This is a genomic window from Tistlia consotensis USBA 355, assembly GCF_900177295.1.
GTDB classification, from domain to species: Bacteria; Pseudomonadota; Alphaproteobacteria; order Kiloniellales; family DSM-21159; genus Tistlia; species Tistlia consotensis.
Window position 1 is genome coordinate 1 of record NZ_FWZX01000021.1, and the last position, 22,339, is coordinate 22,339.

Below are 22,339 nucleotides of genomic sequence, written 5' to 3' on the forward strand. Positions count from 1 at the left end.
CGATGCGCCGGCTCGATTGGACCCGGTTGAGATAGCCGTAGACGTAGAGCTTCAGCAGCACCGCAGGATGATAGCTCGGCCGTCCAGTCGCCGCAGGATCGACACCGCCGAAGCCCAGCGCGGCGAGATCCAGCTCCCCCACGAAAGCATCGATCACCCGAACCGGATTATCCTGGTGCACCCAATCTTCGAGGCTTTCCGGAAACAGTGTCGACTGATTGCGATCCACACCCTCGACAAAGCGCCTCATCACCGCCCCCGTCGGATCCGACGAGGAATCGTAGCAGCCGACGCGTTTTCACACAGCCAGGGTCAGCTGCTGCCGGTCGGGTGATGGCTCTCGCGTGCCCGATCGAGGCAGCCGGTCGGCCAGGACAGCGCTGTCGGTCCGCTTCGATCGGGCGCCGACGTTCCGGGCCAGGGCCATTCCGACGAGGTCCCGCTTCGAATGCCCGGTCGGCAGGACAACGGCGGGGCAGCGGGGCGACCCCCGCGCGCAAGGCTCTCGGCAGGCCAAGCCCCTGCACGGCCGGTTGAGTGTTAAGCCGGTATAAACCATGGTGCTCCGACGATGCCCATTGTCTTTGAGGGACGTCGCGGAGGATGGTAGGGCCATCGGCGCGTCGGAGAGCCCGGGCGAAGATGGAGATGAAAGTACCCTACCGGCCGCTCCTCACGGTTGCATCGCTGGTCGCCTGGATCGCGGTCGCCGGGACCACGCGAGCCGCTCCCGAAAGTCAGCCTGCCGTCGCTGCCGCCCCGCCTGCCGTCGCTGCCGCCCGGCCCGCCGGGGTTGCTGCCGACGCCGGGCCGGACAGGCGCGTGGGCGAGGTGCGCGTGCGCGAGGCGTCCGACCTCGGTCTCGTCATCGGGGTCTCGGCGGTCGCCGGCCTCGTCGTGGCGCTTCTGGGGGGCCTGACCCTTGCCGCGCGGCGCCAGAACGTGCGCCTCAAGGCGGAGATCGCGGAGCGGGAAGCGGTGTCCCGCCTGCTGGTCGAGAACGAACGGCAGCTGCGCGAGCAGTCGGACCTGCTGCGCCTGACCCTGGAGTCCATGGGGCAGGGTATCTGCGTCATGGACGAGGGCTTCCGGCCGCTGCTGTGGAACAAGCTGGCCTCGGAGCTGTCCGGGGTGCCGCTGGAGATGTACGAGCGCCGTGCCTCGGCCGCCGAGATGGTCGAGTACCAGCGGACGCTGCCGCCGCCCTACGTCCACATCGAGTCGAACCGGCGCGAGACGAAGAACTTCAAGGCGCGCGCGATCGACGGCGACCGGGGGCTGGAGGACTACTACGAACGCGCCGGCCACAAGCCCGGGATGTGGATCGCCGCGACCACCCGCTGGATGCCCGACGGCCGGACCGTGCGCATCTACCAGGACATCTCCCTGCGCAAGCAGGCCGAGGACAGCATCCGCGAGAGCGAGGGGCGCCTGCGCGCCATCATCGACAACTCGCCCAACGAGATCTCCCTGGCGGACACCGCGGGCCGCTACACCCTGGTCAACCGGGCGATCGCCGAGCACCAGGGCCACAGCCCGGACGAGATGGTCGGGTTGACGGCCTACGACCATTTCCCCCGGGACCTGGCCGAGGTCGTCGCCGACCAGGAGCGCAGGGTCCTGCGGACCGGCGCGCCGTGCGAGCGGGAGGTGGAGCTGCCCGTCGAGGGCGGCGGCAGCTACGTCGGCCAGATGGTCAAGTTCCCGGTCATGAAGGAGGACGGCGAGATCTTCGCCGTCGGCACCATCACCACCGACATCACCGCCCTCAAGCAGGCCGAGCAGGGCCTCCAGGAAGCGGTCGCGGGATCCCGGCGCGCGCAGCGCCTGGCCGAGGAGGCCAACCGCGCGAAATCCGACTTCCTGTCCAACATGAGCCACGAGCTGCGCACGCCGCTGAACGCCATCATCGGCTTCACGGAGCTCGTCGCCGACGACGCAGCGCGGCCGGTCGGCGAGCAGCACCGCAACAGCCTGGGCTACGTCCTGCGCGCCAGCCGGCACCTGCTGACCCTGATCGACGACGTCCTCGACCTCGCCAAGATCGAATCGAGCGCCGTCGCCCTGGCGCCGGAGGCGGTGGACGCCGGCCAGGTCGTCGAGGAATGCCTGTCGCTGGCGCGGGCCCTCGCCGCGCCGCGCGGCATCACCGTCGTGCCGGCAACGCTGGACGTCGCGGCTCCGCCGATCCACGTCGACCGCACCCGCTTCAAGCAGGTCCTGCTGAACCTCCTGTCCAATGCCGTCAAGTACAACCGCGACGGCGGCCGGGTGATCGTGGAGACCGGCCGGCCGGCAGCCGGGCGCCTGCCGATCGCCGTGCGCGACACCGGCCCGGGCATCGCCCCGGAGCTGCTCGACCAGCTGTTCGATCCCTTCGACCGCCTGGGCGCGGAGCACAGCGGCATCGAAGGCACCGGCATCGGCCTGACCATCACCAAGCGGCTGGTGGAGCAGATGGGCGGCGCGATCGCGGTCGAGAGCAGGGTCGGCGAGGGCTCGGTCTTCCGGGTCGAATTCCCGCTGTCCTCGGAGACCGCCGCGGCCTCGTCGGCGCGCGAGGAGGCTGACGGCCCCGCCAGTCCGGACCTGAGCGGACGCGTTCTCTACGTCGAGGACAACCCCGCCAACCTGGAACTCGTCCGCCGCATCGTGAGCCGCCATCCGGGCATCGCGTTCAGCGCCGCGCCGACGGCGGAAATCGGTATCGCCGAGGCGCGCGCCGACCCGCCGGACGTCATCCTCATGGACATCGACCTGCCCGGCATGGACGGCTTCCAGGCATTGGAGGCACTCGCCGTCGCGCCGGAAACCCGCCACGTCCCGGTCATCGCCGTGACCGCCGCGGCGACGGGCAGCGACATCCGGCGGGGCCAGGCCGCCGGCTTCTTCGACTACCTGACCAAACCCATCGCGGCGAAGCGCCTGATCGCCACCGTCGCCCGGGCGCTGAGCCCGGCGGCGGCGTCCGGCTGCCTCGTCGTCGGCGACCCGCCCGTGAACCCGGCCATCGCCCGGAGACGACCGGGCTGACCGGGAGGCGCCCGCGAGATCGCCGACCCTCCGGTCACGGCCCTCGAGATGTCGACGACCTGCGGCTTCGCTCACGCCCCGGTCGACGTCGGCAGGCCCGGAACGAGCGCGCCTCACCCCTGCTCGGCGATCTCGACCAGCCTGTGCGGGTGGCGGATCACCAGGTGGCTGCTGCGCCGCGACTCGACGATGCCCTGCTGGTCCCAGGCCGAGAGGGTGCGGCTGACCGTGTGCAGGGTCGTCGCGGTCATCTCGGCGAGGTCCTGGCGCGAGACCGGGAAGGGGATCTCGACGCCGGCTTCGGTACGGCGGCCCGACTGGTTGGCGAGGCGCAGCAGGGTCGAGGCGATGCGCCGCTCGACCCGCTGGGTCGCGATCGCCTGCAGGCGCGCCTGCAGCTCCTCGATGCGGCCGCCGATCACGCCGATGGCGTTGAGCGCGATCTTCGGGAAGCGCTCCATCAGCTCGGCCAGGCGCGGCGCGCTCCAGGACAGCGCCAGGCCGTCCTCGAGCGCGACCGGCGTCGCCGGGAAGGGGATGCGGCGCAGCACCGCGACCGTGCCGACCAGGTCGCCGGGGCCCATGTAGCGCAGCACGACGTTCTGGCCGTCCGGCGTCGTCTGGTCGAGGCGCAGGCGGCCCCAGCCGAGCACGTAGCCGTGGGTTGCCTCCTCGCCCTGCTGGAACAGCGTCTCGTCCTTCTTGAGCGGCCGCTCGTGCGCCTCGCGCGCGACCGTCGCCAGCTGGTCCTCCTCGAGGCCGCCGAAGAAGGGCACGCGCTGCAGCACGCTGGTGCGGGCGGGAATGTCCATCGGCTCTCTTACCTTTCCTTGCGCGGCCGGCCGCGGCCGCGCGAGCGGGCCGTCTCGGCGCGGCCGGTCCCTGCCGGGACGGCAGGATGCCCCGCCGGCGGGCGGCAAGCCAGCCGAGGCCTTTGTGCACTGCAATTGCTGCAACGCAAATAAGACGGGCCGGGGCCGGCTATCTCTTTCCTTGTCGAAACGACGAACCCCGCGTCAAGGAGAAGAGAGATGACCTCCCTCAAGCAAGCCCTGGTCGGCACCGTCAGCGCGGTCGCGCTGGTCGCCGGCCTGGCCCTTGGCGCCGACGCCCTGGCGGCCGACCAGACCGCCGACGCCGACGCCGCTGCCACCAGCGCGCTCGCGCAGCAGAGCATCAGCCGCGACCCGACCGACCTGCCGGGCCCGATCACGCGCCGCGAGCCGGCGACCGTCAAGGTCCACCTGACGACGATCGAGCGCCAGGGCCAGCTGGCCGACGGCACGACCTTCACCTACTGGACCTTCGACGGCAAGGTCCCGGGCCCGATGATCCGCGCCCGGGTCGGCGACACGGTCGAGGTCAGCCTGACCAACGACCCGAACAGCACCATGGCGCATTCGGTCGACATGCACGCCGTGACCGGTCCCGGTGGCGGCGCGGTCGCGACCCAGACGATGCCCGGCGAGACGACCTCGTTCCGCTTCAAGGCCCTGAAGCCCGGCGCCTACGTCTACCACTGCGCGACGCCGATGGTCGCCGACCACATCCAGGCCGGCATGTACGGCCTGGTCGTGGTCGAGCCCGCGCAGGGCCTGCCGACGGTCGACCGAGAGTTCTACGTGATGCAGGGCGAGGTCTACACCGACCAGGTCTACGGCAAGGCCGGCGAGGCCTACACCGACTACGACAAGCTGATGGACGAGAAGCCGGAGTACTACGTCTTCAACGGCGCGGCCAAGGCGCTGACCGGCGCGCACGCCATGCACGCCAAGGTCGGCGAGACCGTGCGCCTCTTCTTCGGCGACGGCGGCCCGAACAAGACCTCCAGCTTCCACGTGATCGGCGAGATCATGGACAAGGTCTACAGCTACGGCTCGCTGAGCGGCGCGCCGGTGACCGACGTCCAGACCGTCACCGTGGCGCCCGGCGGCGCGACCGTCGCCGAGGTCACCTTCGAGGTGCCGGGCCGCTACCTGGTCGTCGACCACGCCCTGTCGCGGCTCGAGCGCGGCCTGGTCGCCCAGATCGCCGTCGACGGCCCGCAGAACCCGCAGGTCTTCGACACCGAGGGCAGCAAGCTGTCCATGGCCGGTCACTGAGCCGCCCCCTTCCGGCCGTGGTTCCCCCAGGCGCTTTCCGAGGGCCGCGGCCGGACCCGCTTCCCCGACAGAGACTGGAGTCCTTCACGATGTTTCCCAAGTTCACCCTGTCCGCCGCCGCCCTGCTGATCGGCCTCATGGCCGGCCTCGGCGCTGCATCCGCAGCCGATCACGAGGTGAAGATGCTCAACCGCGGCAGCGCCGGCATGTTCGTCTTCGAGCCCAGCTACCTGGAGATCGCGCCCGGCGACAGCGTCACCTTCGTGCCGGTCGACAAGGGCCACAACGCCGAGACGCTGCCGGGCATCGCGCCCGACGGCACCGAGCCCTTCAAGGGCAAGTTCGGCAAGGAGGTCACCGTGACCTTCGAGCAGCCCGGCGTCTACGGCTACAAGTGCGCCCCGCACTACGCTCTCGGCATGGTCGGCCTGGTCGTGGTCGGCGATCCCTCGGCCAACCTGGCCGCGGCCGAGCAGGCCAAGGTCGCCGGCAAGGCCAAGGCGGTGATGGCCGGCCTGCTGGCCAGGGCCGAGAAGAAGGTCGCCGCGGCCCGGTAGGCGGGGCCTGCCTCCGGCCCGACAGCTCTCGACCCCGATCCGGCTCTTCCCCCGGCCGGTCCCGGGAAGGCGCCTGGCGGCTCCGCGCCGCCTGGCGCCTTCGTCGTTTCGGGGCGGGGGCGCGGCCGGATCAGCCGGCGTGGTGGCCCTTGTGGGCCATCGGGTCGGTCTCGATCAGGGTCCAGGCATAGTGCGGCGCCGGGCCCTTGCAGCCCTCGATCACCGCGGGCACCGGCACCGCGACGAAGCGGTCGCCGCCTTCCTCGTAGCCGAACTTGTCGTTGCTGCCGCGCTCGGCGCGGGCCTTGATGTAGGGCGCATAGTCCTTCTGCTGCTTCTCGAAGGCGCTGCAGGTCATGTGCAGCGGATGGGTCGAGTCGTAGGACGGCGTGTCGGTCTGCCAAGCCTTCACCTGGTCCATCACCATGGCGGAGGCCGGCACCGTCGCCAGCGTCGCGGCGGAGGCCGCGGCCAGCGCCAACAGCTTCAGCTTGCTCATCGTTCGTCTCCCGAGAGGTTCCCGGCCCAGCCGGGAAGGGCAGGCCGGTCGAGAGCAGGTGGGGGGCCTTCATGGAGGGAAGATGTCCGCCGGGTTAACCGGCCCCTGCCATCCTGTCGCACCCGGAAGGGGCGCGCCGGCGGTCAGGGCTTGCGGCGGCGCGTCCGGGGCCCGGGGTGGAGCGGCGGGGACGGTGCCGGCGGCGCGGCCTCGCGGCGATGCAGGAACTCGCGGATGTCGCCGATGGAATCGCGGAGCAGCTCGGTCATGCGCTCGCGGGCGGCGTCGGCTTTGCCGTCGCGGATCGCCTCGAAGACGGCGCGGTGCTGGGCGAGACGGCCGTCGCGCATCCGCGCGGCACCCTCCCAGCTCAGCTTGAAGGTGCCGACCAGCGCCGCGTGGATCAGGCTGCCGAGGGCGCGCACGAAGCGGTTGTCGGTCGCCTCGAGGATCGCCGAGTGGAACTCGAGGTCGGCGGCGATCAGGTCGCCGGCGCCGTCCTTGAAGCGCTCCATGTCGGCATAGGCGGCCGCGACCCGCTCGACGGTCGCCGGCTGGCGCGCCGCGGCGGCGAGCGCGGCGGCGGCCGGCTCGACCATCCGGCGCAGGGTGAAGAGCTCGGCCATGAACTCCTCGGTCGGCGCGGTCTGGACGTGCCAGGCCAGCACCTCGGGGTCGAGCATGTTCCAGTCGGTCTTCGGGCGGACCCGCGTGCCGACCTTGGGGCGGGCGACGATCAGCGCCTTGGCGGTCAAGAGGCCGTAGGCCTCGCGCAGGGTCGTGCGCGAGACGGCGAAGCGCGCGCACATCTCCGCCTCGCCCGGCAGCGCCTCGCCCGGCGGGTAGAGGCCGCCGACGATCTCGCGGCCGATCGTGCTCGCGACATAGGAGTGCATGTTGCGCTCGAACGAGAGGCCGTTGCCGGCGGAGCGCGCGCGCCGGGCGGGGCGGGCGGCGGTTTCGGGACGGGACAAGGCGGGCCCTCGGGGCGTCAGCTCGCGCGGCCGAGGCCGAAGGAGCTGACCAGGAGCTTCTGGATGACGATGAAGACGAAGAGCAGGGCGCCGCCGCTGATCATGATCCAGGCAGAGTTGAGCGAGCCGTTGAAGTTGATCAGCGTCGAGATCAGCCCGAGGATCATGCCGCCGAACAGCGTCCCCGCCACGAGGCCGACGCCGCCGCTCAGCAGCGTGCCGCCGAGCACGACGGCGGCGATGGCGCTGAGCTCGTTGCCGGTCCCGGCCAGGGGATAGCCTGACGAGGTATAGAGCGCGTAGATGACGCCGCCAAGGGCGCTGTAGAAGCCGCCGAGCGCGTAGACCGAGACGATCGTGCGGCGCGCCGGCACGCCCATCAGCTCCGCCGAGGCCGGGTCGCCGCCGATCGCGTAGACCTTGGCGCCGAAGCGGGTGAAGTGGGCGATGACGACCGCGGCGGCGAGCGCGGCCAGCATGACCATCGCCGAGCTGGTCAGGAAGCCGCCGGTCGGGAAGGGGATGTAGAGGTCGGCGAAGGCGTCGACGAAGGGATGGCGCAGCGGCACCGAGTCGATGTTGACCATGAAGCAGGCGCCGCGCAGCAGGAACAGCCCGGCCAGGGTGATGATGAAGGGCTGGACCTTGCAGAAGTCGATGACGAAGCCCTGGAAGGCGCCGTAGGCGAGGCCGAAGGCCAGCATCAGCGCCGCCGAGGCCAGCGGGTGCCAGCCGGCGGCGTCGAGGTTGGCCATGACGACGCCGACGAAGCCGATCATCGAGCCGATCGAGAGGTCGATGCCGCCGGACAGGATGACGAAGGTCGTGCCGATCGCCGCGATGATGATGAAGGCGTTGTCGGCCAGGATGTGGCCGAGCACCAGGGTCGTGAAGAAGTGCTTGTAGAACACCCCGCCGGTGACGAAGAGCGCCGCGAAGACCGTCATCGTCGCGAGCAGCGGCAGGTAGCGTACCCTCATCTCCGCCTTCCCCCTTTCGGGCTTCCCCCGCCCGGGCTTCCCCCGCCCGGGCTTCCCCCGCCCAAGCTGCCGCGCGCCCGGTTGCGGCGGGTCAGGGCGGCGCGCGCGTCGTCGGACTGCAGCAGCAGCACGGCCAGCACGACGACCGCCTTGACGACCAGGTTGTACTCGGGCGGCACGCCGCTGGTCAGGATCAGGGTGGCCAGCGCCTGGATGATCAGGGTGCCGATCACCGTCATGCCGAGGTGGATCCGCCCGCCGGCCAGCGATCCGCCGCCGATGACCACGGCGAGGATCGCGTCGAGCTCGATGTAGAGGCCCTGGCTGACCGGGTCCGAAATGTGGGTGTCGGCGGTCAGGATGACGCCGGCCCAGCCGGCCGTCAGCCCGGAGATCAGGTAGGCCGAGTAGGTGACCAGCCGCGAGCCGATGCCGGCTAGGTCGGCGGCCCGCGCGTTGCCGCCGACCGCCTCGATGAACAGGCCGAGGGCGGTGCGCCGGAGCAGCAGCCAGAGGGCCGCGAAGCTGGCGGCGCCGAGGAGCAGGCGGGTCGGGATCAGGCCGACGTGGCCGACGCTGAGGCTCTGCAGGAAGGGGCTCTCGAAGCTCGGGTTGGTGCCGCCGTAGATCAGGTTGATCATCAGCCCGATGCCGCGGCCCGAGACCATCAGCACCAGGGTCGCGACGATCGGCTGGATGCCGAGCAGGGCGACCAGGGCGCCGTTCCACAGGCCGCACAGCAGGCCGGCGCCGAGCGCCCAGAGCAGGACCACGACGTGGGGGTCGCCGGCGTGGATGCGCCAGGCGATGGTCGCGCCGCAGATCGCGATGATCGCGCCGACCGAGAGGTCGATGCCCTTGCTGCCGATCACCACGGCCATGCCGAGCGCCACCATGGCGGTCGGCATGGCCCGGTAGAGGATGTCGATGGTGCTGCCGAAGAAGCGCCCCTCGACGACGCGGATGCTGAAGAAGCCGGGCGAGACCAGGCCGTTGACCGCCAGGATCAGGGCCAGCGCCAGCAGCGGCCAGACCGCCCGGTGGCCGGCGAGGCCGCGCAGGCGGGTGCCGAGCGTCCTCGGGGCGGGGGCGACCTCGATCGTCTGGTTCACGCTCATCCGCCGGCGATCAGCTCGATGATGGTCTCGCGGGTGATCTCGGCGCCGGCGATCTCGCCGACGATCCGCCGGTCGCGCAGCACCGCGACCCGGTCGCTGACCGCGACGATCTCGTCGAGCTCGGAGGAGGCGACGAGCAGCGCCAGGCCCTCGGCGCAGAGCCGCCGGACCAGCGCCACGATCTCGGCATGGGCGCCGACGTCGATGCCGCGCGTCGGCTCGTCGAGCACCAGCACGCGCGGCTTCGAGGCGAGGGCGCGCGCCAGCACGACCTTCTGCTGGTTGCCGCCCGAGAGCTGGCCGACCGGCTTCTCGGCGTCGGATGTCGCGATGCCCAGGGCCTCGATCATCGCCTCGGCGAGGCGCCGCTGCTCGTCGCGCGGCAGGGGCCTGAGCCAGCCGCGCTTGGTCTGCAGGGCGAGCAGGATGTTCTCGCGGACGCTGAGGTCGAGGACCAGGCCCTCGGCCTTGCGGTCCTCCGGGCAGAAGGCGATGCCGCGGCGCAGCGCCCGGCGCGGCGAGGCGTGGCCGAGCGGCGCGCCGTCCAGGGTGAGCCGGCCCGAATCGGCGCGCACCGCGCCGAAGATCAGCTTGGCGGTCTCGGTGCGCCCGGAACCGAGCAGGCCGGCCAGGCCGATCGCCTCGCCGGCGCGCAGCACCAGGTCGAAGGGCTCGATCCAGCGCCGGCGGCCGAGCTTCTCGGCGGCCAGCACCGGCGCGCCGGCGGCTTTGGGCGCGGCGGCCGCGCGCTGCTCGACCCGCTCCAGCTCGCGCCCGAGCATCAGCGTGATCAGCTCGCGCTGCGGCAGGGCGGCGGTCGCGGCCGAGCCGACCAGCCGGCCGTTGCGCAGCACCGAGATGCGGTCGGAGATCTCGTAGACCTGGTCGAGGAAGTGGCTGATGAAGACGACGGCCATGCCCTGCGCCTTGAGGTCGCGCAGAATCCGGAACAGCAGGCGGGTCTCCTGGGCGTCGAGGCTGGCGGTCGGCTCGTCGAGCACCAGTACGCGGCTGTCCTCCTCGAGCGCCCGGGCGATGGCGACGAGCTGCTGGACCGCCACCGGGAAGCTGCCGAGCGCGCGCTCGACGTCGATCTCCAGGCTCAGGCGCTTCAGGCGCGCGCGCGCCTTCTCGCGGGCCGCGCGCCAGGAGATCAGGCCGAAGCGCCGCGGCTCGCGGCCCAGGGTCACGTTGCGCGCGACCGACAGGGTCGGGACCAGGTTGACCTCCTGGTAGACCGTGGAGATGCCGAGGGCGCGCGCCTCGGCCGTGCTGCCGACGGCGACGGCCCGGCCGTCGAGGCGCATCTCGCCGGCGTCGGCCGCGAGCGCGCCGGTCATGATCTTGATCAGGGTCGACTTGCCGGCGCCGTTCTCGCCGAGCAGGGCGTGGACCTCGCCCGGATGGAGCGTGAAGTCGACCCGGTCGAGCGCAGGCACCCCGGCAAAGGCCTTGGAGATGCCGACGAGCTCGACGCGCGGTGGCTGGTCTGATGTCACTCGAGCGATCCCGATGGCGCCCTTTGCCGGCCGATCCTCGCAGCAGGCCGGCAGGAAGGGACTGGCCCCGCTGCCCGGTCGGCACGCTCGGCGCGACCGGGCAGCGGGCCGGACGACGCTTAGCTGCCCGGCGTCGCGGCCGTGTGCAGGTCGGAGGGGATCACCACCCACTTCGGCAGGGGCTTCTTGTCCTTCAGGTAGTTCAGAACGACGGGATAGATGTACTTGCCGATCGCCGAGCGCAGCTCGACCGAGGCGTTGGCCTCGCCGGCGGCGAGCGCCTTCTTCATCGCCGGGACGTAGTCGACCGAGACCATCAGCAGGTCCTTGCCCGGGTTCAGCCCGGCCTCCTTCATCGCCTGGATGGCGCCGAGCTGCATGTTGTCGTTGTGGGCGAAGGAGGCGCAGATGCCCTTCAGGTTGTCGGTCGACTTGATGAAGGCCTCCATCACCTTCTTGCCGCCTTCGGTCGTGAAGTCGCCGCTCTGGGACTTCACGATCTCCATGCCGGGGAACTCCTTGATGATCGTCTCGAAGCCCTTGTGGCGCTCGATCGCCGGCGCCGAGCCGGTCGTGCCCTGCAGCTCGACGATCTTGCAGTTGCCCTTGCTGGCCTGGGCCAGCCAGGCGCCGGCCAGCCGGCCCTCGAGGTTGAAGTCGGCGGAGATGCGCGTGACGTAGAGCGACTTGTCGGTGACGTCGACGTCGCGGTCGGCCAGGAACACCGGGATGTGGGCGCGCTTGGCCTCCTTCAGCACCTGGTCCCAGCCGGTGACGACGACCGGGGCGATGACGATGGCGTCGACCTGCTGGGCGATGAAGGCGCGCACCGCCCGCAGCTGCTCTTCCTGCTTGCCCTGGGCGTCGGCGAACTTGAGGTCGATGCCCTCCTTCTTGGCCTCTTCCTGCATGTCCTTGGAGAAGGCCGGGCGCCAGTCGCCCTCGTCGCCGACCTGCGAGAAGCCGATCGTCACGGCGAAGGCCTGGGTGCCCGCCAGCATCATCAGTCCGCCGGCGACGGCGCCGCCGAGCCACGTCAGGTGTCGCATGAGTTCCTCCCGTTTATCGCGAGCGCTGGGTCGGCTCGCTTGCTCCGCTCGCCCGGTTGCAGGCTGTCGTTCCCGTCCCGGTGCGCGAACTAATCATATTATATAACGAAAGGCACGGGAAGCTCGCATCGGTCGTGCGGCCTGTACCCGCCGGCGGGGTGAAAAAGATGCATCAATTATACCTATTTGAGCCAGCGCAAATGCCGGCCGGGACGCGCGCCTAGCCTCGGGGCCGTCGCGGCCGAAGGGCCGCTCGCTCGGATCGGAGGTCTTCCAACCATGCGAACCCATTCGCTCCGGCGCCTGTGGCTGGTGCTCGCGCTGGTGCTGGCCGCGTCCTTCGGGACGCTCGGCCTGCTCGGCCGCGAGATCCACCGCCAGGCGCCGCCCGTGCCCGCCGCCGTCGTCTCGGCCGACGGGCAGATGCTCTACAGCAAGGCCGACATCGACACCGGACGGCAGGTCTACCAGTCGATGGGCGGCCAGCAGCTCGGCTCGATCTGGGGCCACGGCGCCTATCTGGCGCCCGACTGGTCGGCCGACTGGCTGCACCGCGAGGCGACCGCGCTGCTCGACATCTGGGCGGCGCGCGACTACGGCGCGGCCGCCTTCGACGCCCTCGACGCCGAGCGGCAGGCGCCGCTGAAGGCGCGCCTCAAGGCCGAGATGCGCGCCAACAGCTACGACCCCGCGAGCGGCGTGGTCACGGTCTCGGCCGACCGCGCCCGGGCGATCCGCGCGGTCGCCCGGCACTACGAGCAGCTGTTCGGCGACGCCGCGGCGCTCGAGGACCTGCGCACCGACTACGCGATTCCCGACGACGCGATCCCCGACCCGGCGCACCGCCGGGCGCTGGCCGCCTTCTTCCAGTGGGCGGCCTGGGCGACGACCACCGAGCGGCCCGGCGAGGACGTCACCTACACCGCCAACTGGCCGCACGAGGAGCTGGTCGGCAACGTGCCCTCGACGCCGACCGTGGTCTGGTCGGTCGCCAGCGTCGTGCTGCTGATCGCCGGCATCGGCGCGCTGGCCTGGTGGCACTCGGGCCGCCGGGAGGAGGCGGCGCCGACGCCGCCGGCCGCGGACCCGCTCGGCGGCCTCCAGGCGACGCCCTCGATGAAGGCGACGGCCAAGTACTTCTGGACCGTCATCGCCCTGTTCGGCGCGCAGATCGCGCTCGGCGCCACGACCGCGCACTACGCCGTCGAGGGCCACGACTTCTACGGCATCCCGCTCGCCGACATCCTGCCCTACGCGGTGACCCGGACCTGGCACACCCAGCTCGCGGTCTTCTGGATCGCGACGGCCTGGCTGGCCACCGGCCTCTACCTGGCGCCGGTGCTCGGCGGCCGCGAGCCGCGCTTCCAGAGGCTCGGCGTCGACCTGCTCTATGCGGCCCTGCTGCTGGTCGTGGTCGGCTCGATGGCCGGCGAGTGGCTGGGCGTGCAGCAGGTCTTCGACCTCGACACCAACTTCTGGATCGGCCACCAGGGCTGGGAGTACGTCGATCTCGGCCGGGTCTGGCAGATCGCCCTCTTCGCCGGGCTGATGCTCTGGCTGGTCCTGGTCGGGCGCGGCCTCTGGCCGGCGCTCAGCCGCAAGGGCGAGCAGCAGCCGCTGATCGTCATGCTGTTCCTCTCGACCGTCGCCATCGGCCTGTTCTACGGCGCCGGCCTGACCTGGGGGCAGCACACCTCGCTGTCGATGATCGAGTACTGGCGCTGGTGGGTCGTCCACCTCTGGGTCGAGGGCTTCTTCGAGGTCTTCGCCACGGCCGCCATCGCCCTGCTGACCGTGCGGCTCGGCCTGGTCCGCGCCCGCTCGGCCAACCACGCGGTGCTGTTCGCGACCGTGGTCTTCCTGACCGGCGGCGTGCTGGGCACGCTGCACCACCTCTACTTCAGCGGCACGACCACGGCGGTGGTCGCGGTCGGCGCGATGTTCTCGGCGCTTGAGGTGGTGCCGCTCGCGCTGATCGGCCACGAGGCCTACGAGACCTACCGGATGAGCAAGGCAGCCCCCTGGGTCCAGACCTACAAGTGGCCGATCCTGTTCTTCGTCGGCGTCGCCTTCTGGAACCTGGTCGGGGCGGGGATGTTCGGCTTCCTGATCAACCCGCCGATCTCGCTCTACTACGTCCAGGGCCTGAACCTGACGGCGACCCACGGCCATGCCGCCCTCTTCGGGGTCTACGGCCTGCTCGGCATCGGCCTGATGCTGTTCTGCCTGCGCGGCCTCTTCGCCCGCGAGGCCTGGTCGGACCGGCCGCTCAAGTGGGCCTTCTGGCTGCTCAATGCCGGCCTCGCCATGATGGTCACGATGAGCCTGTTCCCGGTCGGCGCCCTGCAGGCCTGGGCCAGCGTCGCCCACGGCCTCTGGTACGCCCGCTCGGCCGAGTTCCTGCAGCAGCCGCTGATCCACACCCTGGTCTGGCTGCGGGTGCCCGGCGACATCGTGTTCAGCGTCGGCGCCCTCTGTCTCGCCGGCTTCGCGGTCCGGCTGGTGCTCGCCGGCCGGGCCCGCCGCCGGGCCACGGCACCGGCCGCCTCGGCGCTGCCCGCCGAATAGCGGAAGGCGGCGGAAAGCCACGGGATCGAGCCCTCTCCGGCGGCCGCCGGAGAGGGCTTCTTCCTGTCCGCCGCCGGGCCGCGCGCACACCGTTCACGTAGATTTCACGGTGTGAATGCTAACAACACGGTACCCGCAAGGGTCGTTCGCATCATCGTTATCTCATAAGTATACGAACGAATGTTTCGTTCCAGGCGTCCAACGGGTCCGGCACACAGGGCCCGGCGGCGCACCGGCCTGGGGCGGTGGATGCGAGACGGGCGGCCGGCCGCGGCGTCATCCTGACGACGCTCCTGCCCGAGTTGGTTCTCTGAAACCTGGGGGATTGATTCGGGAGGACTCCATGCCGACGACAGTCGTATTCCGTCCAGGCTCCGGCCGGGCCCGCGGCCCGGCGATCCGTCACCCGCGCCGCCGGCTCGCCGCCGGCGGCCTGGCGGCCCTGCTGCTGCTGCCGACCCTCCAGGGGGCAGCCCGGGCAGCGCCGCCGGTCGAGTGGTTCGTCAAGGGCACCGTCGAGACGCAGTTCCTGCTTCCCGGCTCGCCGAGCGAGAAGCGCCAGCAGTCGGTCGCGCTGCCGCACGTCAGCGTCTTCCTCTACCGGGCGCGCGATCCCCGCAAGCCGATCGCCTCGACCCTGTCGGACCTGAGCGGGCGCTTCCTGCTGAAGACCGGCGAGAAGGGGCCCTTCACGCTCTGCGTCGAGGCCGAGGGCTTCAGGCGCGACTGCCCGGGCAAGCCCTTCGAGGCCGGCGGTCCGGTCGTCGACCTCGGCAGGGTGCCGATCCAGCCGGCGACCGATCCGAAGAGCGAGTTCCTCGCCTACGGCAAGGTCACCCTGCAGGACGGCGGCCTACCGCGCGCCTTCGAGCCGGCGGTCGACGTCAACAGCTATGCGACGGTGCGCGTCGCGAGCAAGGCCCGCACCAAGTCCCTGGCCTACGTCAACGACTTCGGCGAGTACGTCGTGCCGCGGATCCCGGTCAAGGCGGACTTCCGCCTGGCCGTGCAGGTCGACAAGGCGACGACCCTGCGCGACATCAAGGCGATCACCGGCTTCGCGCCGGGCCGCGCCTACGAGCTCGACGTGGTGCTGCCGAACCGGGCGCCGCAGCTGCGCCTGCTCAGCGTCCTGGCCGGCGGCAAGCCGGTCCAGGTCGCCCAGCCCGGCGGCAAGGTCGACCTGCTCGCGGTCACCCGGGACCGCGACGGCGATAAGCTGAGCTATCGCTGGCTGCTGCCCGACGGCTCGGTCGTCGGTCCGACCACGGATTCGAAGCTGACCTGGCAGATCCCCGCCAAGGCCGGCAACTATCCGGTCACCGTCGTGGTGAGCGACCAGCGCGGCGGCTACGCCAAGACCAGCGTCGTCATCAAGGCCTCGACGGGCGGGGCGACCTTCAGCGGCACGGTGCTCGACGGCTTCGGCCTGCCGGTCAACGGCGCTCAGGTCGAGGTCAACGGCCGCCTGGTCAACACCAACGTCCAGGGCTGGTTCTCCTTCGCCGTGCCGGTGAAGGACCGCTACGTGATGAACATCCGCAGCCTCGGCCTGCAGTCGCCGAACCAGCGCGGCTTCGGCACGGCCTCCTTCGTCTACAAGGCGCCGATCGCCGGCGGCCGCTGGACGCTGCGCCGCGCCCAGGTCACCACCGTCGACCCGACCCAGCCGATCGTGCTGCAGCAGAAGCGCGACCGGCGCGACTGCGTCGGCCCGCGGGCCGCCCAGATCGACTGGTCGCCCTACCTCGGCCCCGGCATCTTCCAGTGGCAGGACGGGCACGGCGACGTCCGGGCCCTGGTCGACCTCGGCGAGAAGGAGGCCGAGGCGCTGCAGAACGTCATGGCCCTGGTCGGCCGGCTCGACCCGGCGCTGGCCTCCGCGCTCGGCAAGGCGACCGGCGCGAAGGTGCGGCCGCGGCAGGAGGAGATGCCCTGCGGCGACGGCATCAGGGTCGCCATCCCCGCGAACGCCCTGATCGACCGCAGCACCAACCAGCCGCCAACCGGGCCGGTCCAGCTGTCGCTCTCGACCGTCTCGCTGACCGCCGCCGACCAGATGCCGGGCGACTACTCGGCGCTCGACAGTGGCGGCAAGGCGACGGCGATGGAGAGCTTCGGCGCCGGCAGCATCGACATCGGCGCCGGCAACGCGCGCTACAACCTGAAGCCGGGCGCGACGGCGACCGTGACCATCCCGGTCGACGTCACCCAGCTGGCCGGCGGCGCCCTGCTGCCGCCGAAGATCCCCTTCCTCTACTACGACGAACAGAAGGGCACCTGGCGCCAGGAGGACGAGGCGGCCCTGACCATGAGCGGCGGCAGCCCCGCCTACGAGATGAAGGTCAAGCACTTCTCGACCCTCAACGCCGACATCCTCAAGACCGGCCAGTCCTGCCTCGCCGTCGAGCTCGACCCGGCCGCCGGCTTCACGCTGCCGCTGACCGTCGAGGTCGTGATGCAGCCCTCGAAGCCCAATCCGAGCGTCATCCAGGTGCGGCAGTTCACGCTCGACTCGACGCAGTCGAACGTCATCTACAACCTGCCCAACAACTCCGACATCGTGCTGACGCCGATCGTCTCCGGCGTGAAGCCCGACGGCTCCAGCGGCGACGTGCCGGCCGGCGTCTTCGTCGTCAACACCGGCGGGCCGCAGACCTCGGCCGTGACGCCGCCGGCGCCCAACCCGGACGGCACCTACTATGCCGAGGACGGCGGCGGCAATCCGACCGGGCCCTGCGCCTCGCGGGTGACGCTGACCAACCTCGGGCCGGTGACCATCGCCGCCGGCTTCGAGTTCCTGCAGGGCCTGTCGCTGCAGGCGACCAACATCGACGAGTTCGGTGCCGCCGTCGCGGCCGCGATCGACGCCGGCTCGGCGGACTACTACCTGCAGGCCGACGCGCGCGGCGGGCGGGCCAGCCTCAACCTCTTCAAGCAGAAGAACCACTTCGGCGATCCGACCGGCGTCGGCGAGATCGAGGTCGAGGCGCAGTTCGCCAACTCCGGCGACCTCGGCTTCGGGCGCGACATGCACTGCCGGCGCAACGCGGCCTCGGACGGCGCCTTCGACTACGCCTGCTACGTCACCAACTTCGGCCAGCCGCCGGCCAACAACCCCGACCAGCAGGATGCCAACGACACGGTCGATCCGGCCGCCCATCCGGACGCCACCGTGGCGATGGAGTTCTCGCGCGTCGAGAACCCGCCGGGCGATCCGGCGGAGTTCCCGGACAACGACCGGGCGGTCAAGTTCTTCGTCTACAACACCAACGATCCCGACGGCCCGCTGCTGCGCAAGGCCGACCTGGACGGCAACGGCGCCCGGCCGGTCCCGCAGCTCTGCATGATCTGCCACGGCGGCACCTCGGCCAGCGTGGCGGCCGATCCGCTCAACCCGACCGGCCCCAAGGCCGGCGCCTTCGAGAACCGCGCCGACATCCTGTCCATGCGGGCGAACTTCCTGCCGTTCGACCTGCACTTCTACAATTTCCCGGCGAGCAAGAGCAAAGCCAGCCAGCAGGACGACTTCAAGGACCTGAACATCGAGATCGTGCAGCAGGTGTCGAGCCACACCGGCACCGGAGACGCGATCGTCGAGCTCGTCGACCTGCTCTACAACCACGGCGCCAGCGCCAGCCAGCTGGAGCAGGAGGTCGTCGCCAACTGGGATCCGGGCAACGTCAACTCGAACCGGCACCGCTTCTACCGGGACGTCTTCGCACGGGCCTGCCGGACCTGCCACGTCGCCCAGCCGTTCGGGGCGCCGACCTTCACCGACGCGGTCGACTTCGAGGCCGCCATCACCAACGTCCAGACGCGGGTCTGCGTGCAGAAGGTCATGCCGCACGCCAAGCGGACCAGCGAGATCTTCTGGACCAGCCTCGGGCCCAGCATGCCGGCCTTCCTCGACCTCTACGGCCAGACCCTGCCGGGCTGGTCGCCGGTCGCCGGTTCGCAGTGCGGCGGCTTCTACCAGAGCGGCGGCATCGCCCCCTCGGTCTGGGCCGGGCAGATCTTCCCGATCCTGACCAACAACTGCAGCGGCTGCCACAGTGCCCCGGGCCTCGCCAACTTCTCGGTCGGCGGCGGCGTCAACGCGACCTACAACGGCGCGAACGGCGTCACCACCGTGATCGCCAAGGACGGCAGCGCGCACTACGTCGTGCCCAACGACCTGGGCAACAGCCTGCTCTACCAGCGCATCACGACCGGCGGCGCCGGCGTCAGGATGCCGCAGGGCGGCGCCAACCTGGCGGTCGACGACACCGACGTGCCGCCGGACGGCATCGCCGACGCGACGGAGATCAGCGCCTGGATCAACGCCGGGGCGACCGGTCCGTGAGGCAGGGCCTGGCCCGGTGATCCTCGGGCGGCGGGGCAGGCCGGGCCCCGCCGCCCTTTCCTTGCCGGCCTTCCCCGTCCCCGGCTTGACAAGCGGTGGCCGGAAGGCGACCCACTGCCGGCTGTTCCACCGGCAGGAAGGGCCATTCCGACGATGAGCCAGGCGACGATCGGGCAGATGTTCCACAGCGCCGGGGCGGTCGAGACCTTCCTCGGCTTTCCCCGCTGCGACGACCTGGAGCGGCTCGACGCCGCGGTCGCCATCCTCGGCGCGCCGGTCGCGACGCCCTACCGCTCGGTCGGCGCCTACTGCGCCGGGGCGCCGGGGGCGATCCGCGCGGCCATGGCGGGCTACGCCGCCAGCCGCGGCCACATGGACTTCGACCTGCTGGCCGCGCCCTTCGCAGCGGCCAGCGTCGCCGACTGCGGCGACCTGCCCTGGGACGCCGAGGATTTCGCCGCGAACCGCGAGCGCATCACCGACGCGGTCCGCAAGGTGCTGAAGGCCGGTGCCGTGCCGGTCGTGCTGGGCGGCGACGATTCGATCCCGATCCCGCTGTTCCGTGCCTTCGAGGGCGGTGGCCCCTACACCGTGGTGCAGATCGACGCGCATATCGACTGGCGCGACGAGGTCGACGGCGAGCACCACGGCCTGTCGAGCCCGATGCGCCGCGCCTCGGAGATGCCCTGGATCGAGCGCATCGTCCAGGTCGGCGCCCGGGCGATCGGCAGCGCGCGTCCCGGCGACTACGAGGTCGCCAGGGCCTGGGGCGTCGAGTTCGTCACCGGCCGCGAACTGGCGCGGCAGGGCGTCCAGACGGTGCTGGAGCTGGTGCCGCCGGGGGCCAAGGTGCTGCTGACCCTCGACTGCGACGGCATGGACCCGACGGTCATGCCGGCGGTGATCGGGCCTGCGCCGGGCGGCCTGAGCTACTGGCAGGTCGTGGAGCTGATCCACGGCCTGGCCGAGCGCGCGACCATCGCCGGCTTCGATATCGTCGAGTTCATGCCCGCGGCCGACCGCGACGGCCTGGCGGCCCTGACAGCGGCGCGCGTGGTCTGCAACGTGCTCGGCGCCCTCGTGAAGGGCTGAGGCCCGGCGGCGGGGCGCCGGCCGGGCCTCTCCGCGGCCCGGGCCGCGCTACGAGCGGTGTCCCCGGCTCTCGGACGGAACGCCGGCGTTCGCCGCCGTGGCGCTGCCGGACGAGGCCACGCCGTGATGGCGGGTGGCCGCCGTGGTGTCGTCGGCGAAGGACGGCTGGGCGCCTTCCAGCCGCTCCGCTTCGAAGGCGCGCGAGACCTGGTCGGGCTGCGCCGCGGCCGGCGCAGTGGCCTGGGCCTGGGCCTGGGTGGCGGCGGTCGCCGTCGAGGTCGCCGCAGCGGTGCCTTCGCGTGCCGCGACCTGGTTCTCGTAGTGCTGCCAGGACAGGTGGTAGGGCTGCTTCGCGAAGGTCGGGTCGGACTTCCAGGCGTTCTCGATGTGCATGGCGACGGCGCTCTCGGCCAGCGCCGGCAAGGTGGACAGCGCCGTCGCCGAGACGAGGGTCAGGGCCAACAGCTTGAGCTTGTTCATGGGGTTCTCCTGAGGGTCTGTCGCGGGAGCGCCTTCGCCTCCGCCACAGTTCAGAAGATGGCGCCGAGCGTGGAGGGAAGATTTCCGCCGGATTAACTCGCGGACATCTTCGCGACCCGCCGGCAATGGTCGAGGGCGGCCCCGATCAGGTTGTCGCTGGCCTCGGGGGTGCGGAAGCCGGAGTGGGCCGACAGCACGACGTTGGGCAGTGCGGTCAGCGGGTGGCCGGCGGGCAGCGGCTCGGTCTCGTAGACGTCGAGCCCGGCGGCGCGCAACCGGCCGCTCTTGAGCGCCTCGATCATCGCCGCCTCGTCGACCAGCGCGCCGCGCGCGGTGTTGACCAGGATCGCGCCCGGCTTCATCGCCGCGAGGCGCCCGGCCGAGAGGAAGCCGCGCGTCTCGTCGGTCAGCAGCAGGTGCAGCGACAGGACGTCGCTCTCGGCCAGCAGGCGCTCGAGCGGCAGGAAGGCGACTCCCTCGGCGGTCTTCGGCGAGCGGTTCCAGGCGATGACCTTCATGCCGGCGCCGCGGGCGATCCGCGCGACCTCCGCCGCGATGCCGCCGAAGCCGAGCAGGCCCAGGGTCTTGCCGGTCAGCTGGATGCCCTCGCTGCGCAGCCACTGGCCGGCGCGCATGCCGTTGTCCATGGCGGCGAGGCCCTTGGCCGCGGCCCACATCAGCGCGATCGCGCACTCCGCCACCGCCGTGTCGCCGTAGCCCTTGATGGTGTGCACCGCGATGCCGTGCCCGGCCAGCGCCTCGGGATCCATGTAGCTGCGCGCGCCGGTGCCGAGGAAGACGACGTGCTTCAGGTCCCGGCAGCGTCGCGCGACCTCGACCGGCAGCGCGGTGTGGTCGACGATGGCGATCTCGGCGCCGTCGAGCACGCCGGGCAGGGCGTCCGGCGTCAGCGCCGGGTCGCGGTTGATCGCGACCGCCGGGTCGTCCGGCCGGAGCAGGCGCTCGGTGACGGCCGCCAGGGTCTCGTTGGCATCGACGAAGACTGCGCGCACGGCTCTGTCTCTCCTTCCCTCGGTTGATCCATCCCTCCATAGCGGACGGGAGGGGATGCGGGAAGGCGCGGCCGGGTCAGTCGCCGACCCGCGAGCCGGCGCCGTTGAAGGTCCGGCTCATGTAGTCGAGGAAGGCGCGGGCCGCCGGCGGCAGCCTGGCGCCGCGGCGCCAGGCGATGCCGACGTCCATCGAGGGGACGTGGTCCTCCAGGCCGCGCGTCTCGATGCGCTGCCCCTCCAGGGACCAGGGCCGATAGACCATGTCCGACAGCACCGTGACCCCCATGCCGCCGGCGACCATCGAGCGCACCGCCTCGACCGAGGAGGTCCGGAAGGTGACGCGCGGCCGGTGCGGCGTCAGCTCCCAGTAGCGCTGGGCGGTGTGCGCCGCCTCGTCGACCGTCAGCATGATGTAGGGCTCGGCGGCGACCTCCTTCAGCGTGATGCGCTCGGCATGCAGCAGCGGGTGGTCGAGCGGCAGCCAGAGGTGCCGGCGCGAGCGGATCAGCGTCTCGGAGACCAGGTGCTCGACGTTCTCCAGGTTCGAGGTCAGGACCACCGCCAGGTCCAGGTCGCCGGCGATCAGCGCCTGCTCGATCTCGCTGCGCGGGGCTTCGCGCAGCGCCACCTCGACGCCCGGGAAGCTGCGCTGGAAGCGGTTGAGCGGCGAGGGCAGGAAGTAGCCGGCGACGGTGTAGGTGACGCCGAGCAGGAGGCTGCCGGCGACGTCGCTGCGCGCGTCCTGGGAGGCGCGCGCCGCCTCGTCCACCGCCGAGAGGATGTTGCGGGCGTGCTGCAGGAAGCGGTGCCCCTGGTAGCTGAGCGTGACGCCGTTCGAGTGCCGGTCGAACAGGCGGGTCTGGAGGTCCGCCTCGAGCTGCTTGATCGCCGCCGTCACCGCCGACTGCGAGACGTTGAGGTCGACCGCGGCCTGGGACACCTGGCCGGTGTCGGCGGCGGCGACGAAGTAGCGGATCTGCTTCAGCGAGAAGGCCATGGCGGGGCTCCGGGTCGGCTGGTCACTGGTTCC

The 22,339-nt window shown here is 71.4% G+C and carries 17 protein-coding genes; 6 read left to right on the top strand and 11 right to left on the bottom strand.

Annotated features, from left to right (window positions below):
• Positions 1 to 250: transposase (locus B9O00_RS21225; protein WP_143596303.1), on the bottom strand; the 250-nt coding region annotated here is incomplete at its 3' end.
• Positions 251 to 822: 572 nt separating this feature from the next.
• Between B9O00_RS21225 and B9O00_RS21230 the strand changes: the two genes are divergently transcribed.
• The gene (locus tag B9O00_RS21230) at positions 823 to 3,033 is read left to right on the top strand and encodes a PAS domain-containing hybrid sensor histidine kinase/response regulator (RefSeq protein WP_159460281.1); all 2,211 of its coding nucleotides are present in this window, start codon (positions 823 to 825) and stop codon (positions 3,031 to 3,033) included.
• Positions 3,034 to 3,146: 113 nt separating this feature from the next.
• Here the strand turns inward: B9O00_RS21230 and B9O00_RS21235 are convergent, their stop codons facing one another.
• Positions 3,147 to 3,845, bottom strand: a complete 699-nt coding sequence (locus tag B9O00_RS21235; RefSeq protein ID WP_085124743.1) for a Crp/Fnr family transcriptional regulator — start codon at positions 3,843 to 3,845, stop codon at positions 3,147 to 3,149.
• Positions 3,846 to 4,064: 219 nt separating this feature from the next.
• Here B9O00_RS21235 and nirK point away from each other — a divergent pair, with 219 nt between their 5' ends.
• Together nirK and B9O00_RS21245 are read left to right on the top strand one after the other, a co-directional pair.
• A complete protein-coding gene (gene nirK, locus B9O00_RS21240; protein ID WP_085124744.1) occupies positions 4,065 to 5,135 on the top strand; it encodes a copper-containing nitrite reductase in 1,071 nt (356 codons plus the stop codon).
• 89 nt (positions 5,136 to 5,224) lie between these two features.
• Positions 5,225 to 5,692, top strand: a complete 468-nt coding sequence (locus B9O00_RS21245; protein WP_085124745.1) for a pseudoazurin — start codon at positions 5,225 to 5,227, stop codon at positions 5,690 to 5,692.
• A gap of 130 nt (positions 5,693 to 5,822) precedes the next feature.
• Here the strand turns inward: B9O00_RS21245 and B9O00_RS21250 are convergent, their stop codons facing one another.
• The 6 genes from B9O00_RS21250 to B9O00_RS21275 form a co-directional block, all read right to left on the bottom strand.
• Positions 5,823 to 6,191, bottom strand: a complete 369-nt coding sequence (locus tag B9O00_RS21250; protein ID WP_085124746.1) for a hypothetical protein — start codon at positions 6,189 to 6,191, stop codon at positions 5,823 to 5,825.
• Between the two features lie 143 nt (positions 6,192 to 6,334).
• Positions 6,335 to 7,165 carry a FadR/GntR family transcriptional regulator gene (locus tag B9O00_RS21255; protein ID WP_085124747.1) on the bottom strand — a complete coding sequence of 277 codons (831 nt, stop codon included), beginning with the start codon at positions 7,163 to 7,165 and terminating at the stop codon, positions 6,335 to 6,337.
• 17 nt (positions 7,166 to 7,182) lie between these two features.
• Positions 7,183 to 8,145, bottom strand: a complete 963-nt coding sequence (gene yjfF / locus B9O00_RS21260; protein WP_085124748.1) for a galactofuranose ABC transporter, permease protein YjfF — start codon at positions 8,143 to 8,145, stop codon at positions 7,183 to 7,185.
• Entirely contained in the window at positions 8,142 to 9,263 is a 1,122-nt protein-coding gene (locus B9O00_RS21265; protein ID WP_089229609.1) for an ABC transporter permease, read from the bottom strand. Before B9O00_RS21265 ends, yjfF begins: the two co-directional genes overlap by 4 nt.
• Entirely contained in the window at positions 9,260 to 10,762 is a 1,503-nt protein-coding gene (locus tag B9O00_RS21270; RefSeq protein WP_085124750.1) for a sugar ABC transporter ATP-binding protein, read from the bottom strand. The genes B9O00_RS21265 and B9O00_RS21270 overlap by 4 nt, the downstream gene beginning before the upstream one ends.
• 119 nt (positions 10,763 to 10,881) lie before the next feature.
• Positions 10,882 to 11,811, bottom strand: coding sequence for an ABC transporter substrate-binding protein (locus B9O00_RS21275; RefSeq protein WP_085124751.1), 930 nt, complete (start codon positions 11,809 to 11,811; stop codon positions 10,882 to 10,884).
• A 279-nt stretch (positions 11,812 to 12,090) separates the two neighbouring features.
• On the opposite strand from B9O00_RS21275, the gene B9O00_RS21280 reads away from it, so the two are divergent.
• The 3 genes from B9O00_RS21280 (at position 12,091) to B9O00_RS21290 (ending at position 19,816) form a co-directional block, all read left to right on the top strand.
• Positions 12,091 to 14,379, top strand: a complete 2,289-nt coding sequence (locus B9O00_RS21280; RefSeq protein ID WP_085124752.1) for a nitric-oxide reductase large subunit — start codon at positions 12,091 to 12,093, stop codon at positions 14,377 to 14,379.
• A gap of 343 nt (positions 14,380 to 14,722) precedes the next feature.
• On the top strand, positions 14,723 to 18,724 hold the full coding sequence (locus tag B9O00_RS21285; RefSeq protein WP_085124753.1) for a PKD domain-containing protein: 4,002 nt from the start codon (positions 14,723 to 14,725) through the stop codon (positions 18,722 to 18,724).
• A 153-nt stretch (positions 18,725 to 18,877) separates the two neighbouring features.
• On the top strand, positions 18,878 to 19,816 hold the full coding sequence (locus B9O00_RS21290; RefSeq protein ID WP_089229611.1) for an agmatinase: 939 nt from the start codon (positions 18,878 to 18,880) through the stop codon (positions 19,814 to 19,816).
• 48 nt (positions 19,817 to 19,864) lie between these two features.
• Here the strand turns inward: B9O00_RS21290 and B9O00_RS21295 are convergent, their stop codons facing one another.
• The 3 genes from B9O00_RS21295 to B9O00_RS21305 all read right to left on the bottom strand — a co-directional run bounded on the left by B9O00_RS21295 (position 19,865) and on the right by B9O00_RS21305 (position 22,306).
• Entirely contained in the window at positions 19,865 to 20,296 is a 432-nt protein-coding gene (locus tag B9O00_RS21295; RefSeq protein ID WP_085124754.1) for a hypothetical protein, read from the bottom strand.
• A 92-nt stretch (positions 20,297 to 20,388) separates the two neighbouring features.
• On the bottom strand, positions 20,389 to 21,309 hold the full coding sequence (locus tag B9O00_RS21300) for an NAD(P)-dependent oxidoreductase (protein ID WP_085124755.1): 921 nt from the start codon (positions 21,307 to 21,309) through the stop codon (positions 20,389 to 20,391).
• 76 nt (positions 21,310 to 21,385) lie between these two features.
• On the bottom strand, positions 21,386 to 22,306 hold the full coding sequence (locus B9O00_RS21305) for a LysR family transcriptional regulator (protein WP_085124756.1): 921 nt from the start codon (positions 22,304 to 22,306) through the stop codon (positions 21,386 to 21,388).
• Positions 22,307 to 22,339 lie beyond the last annotated feature (33 nt).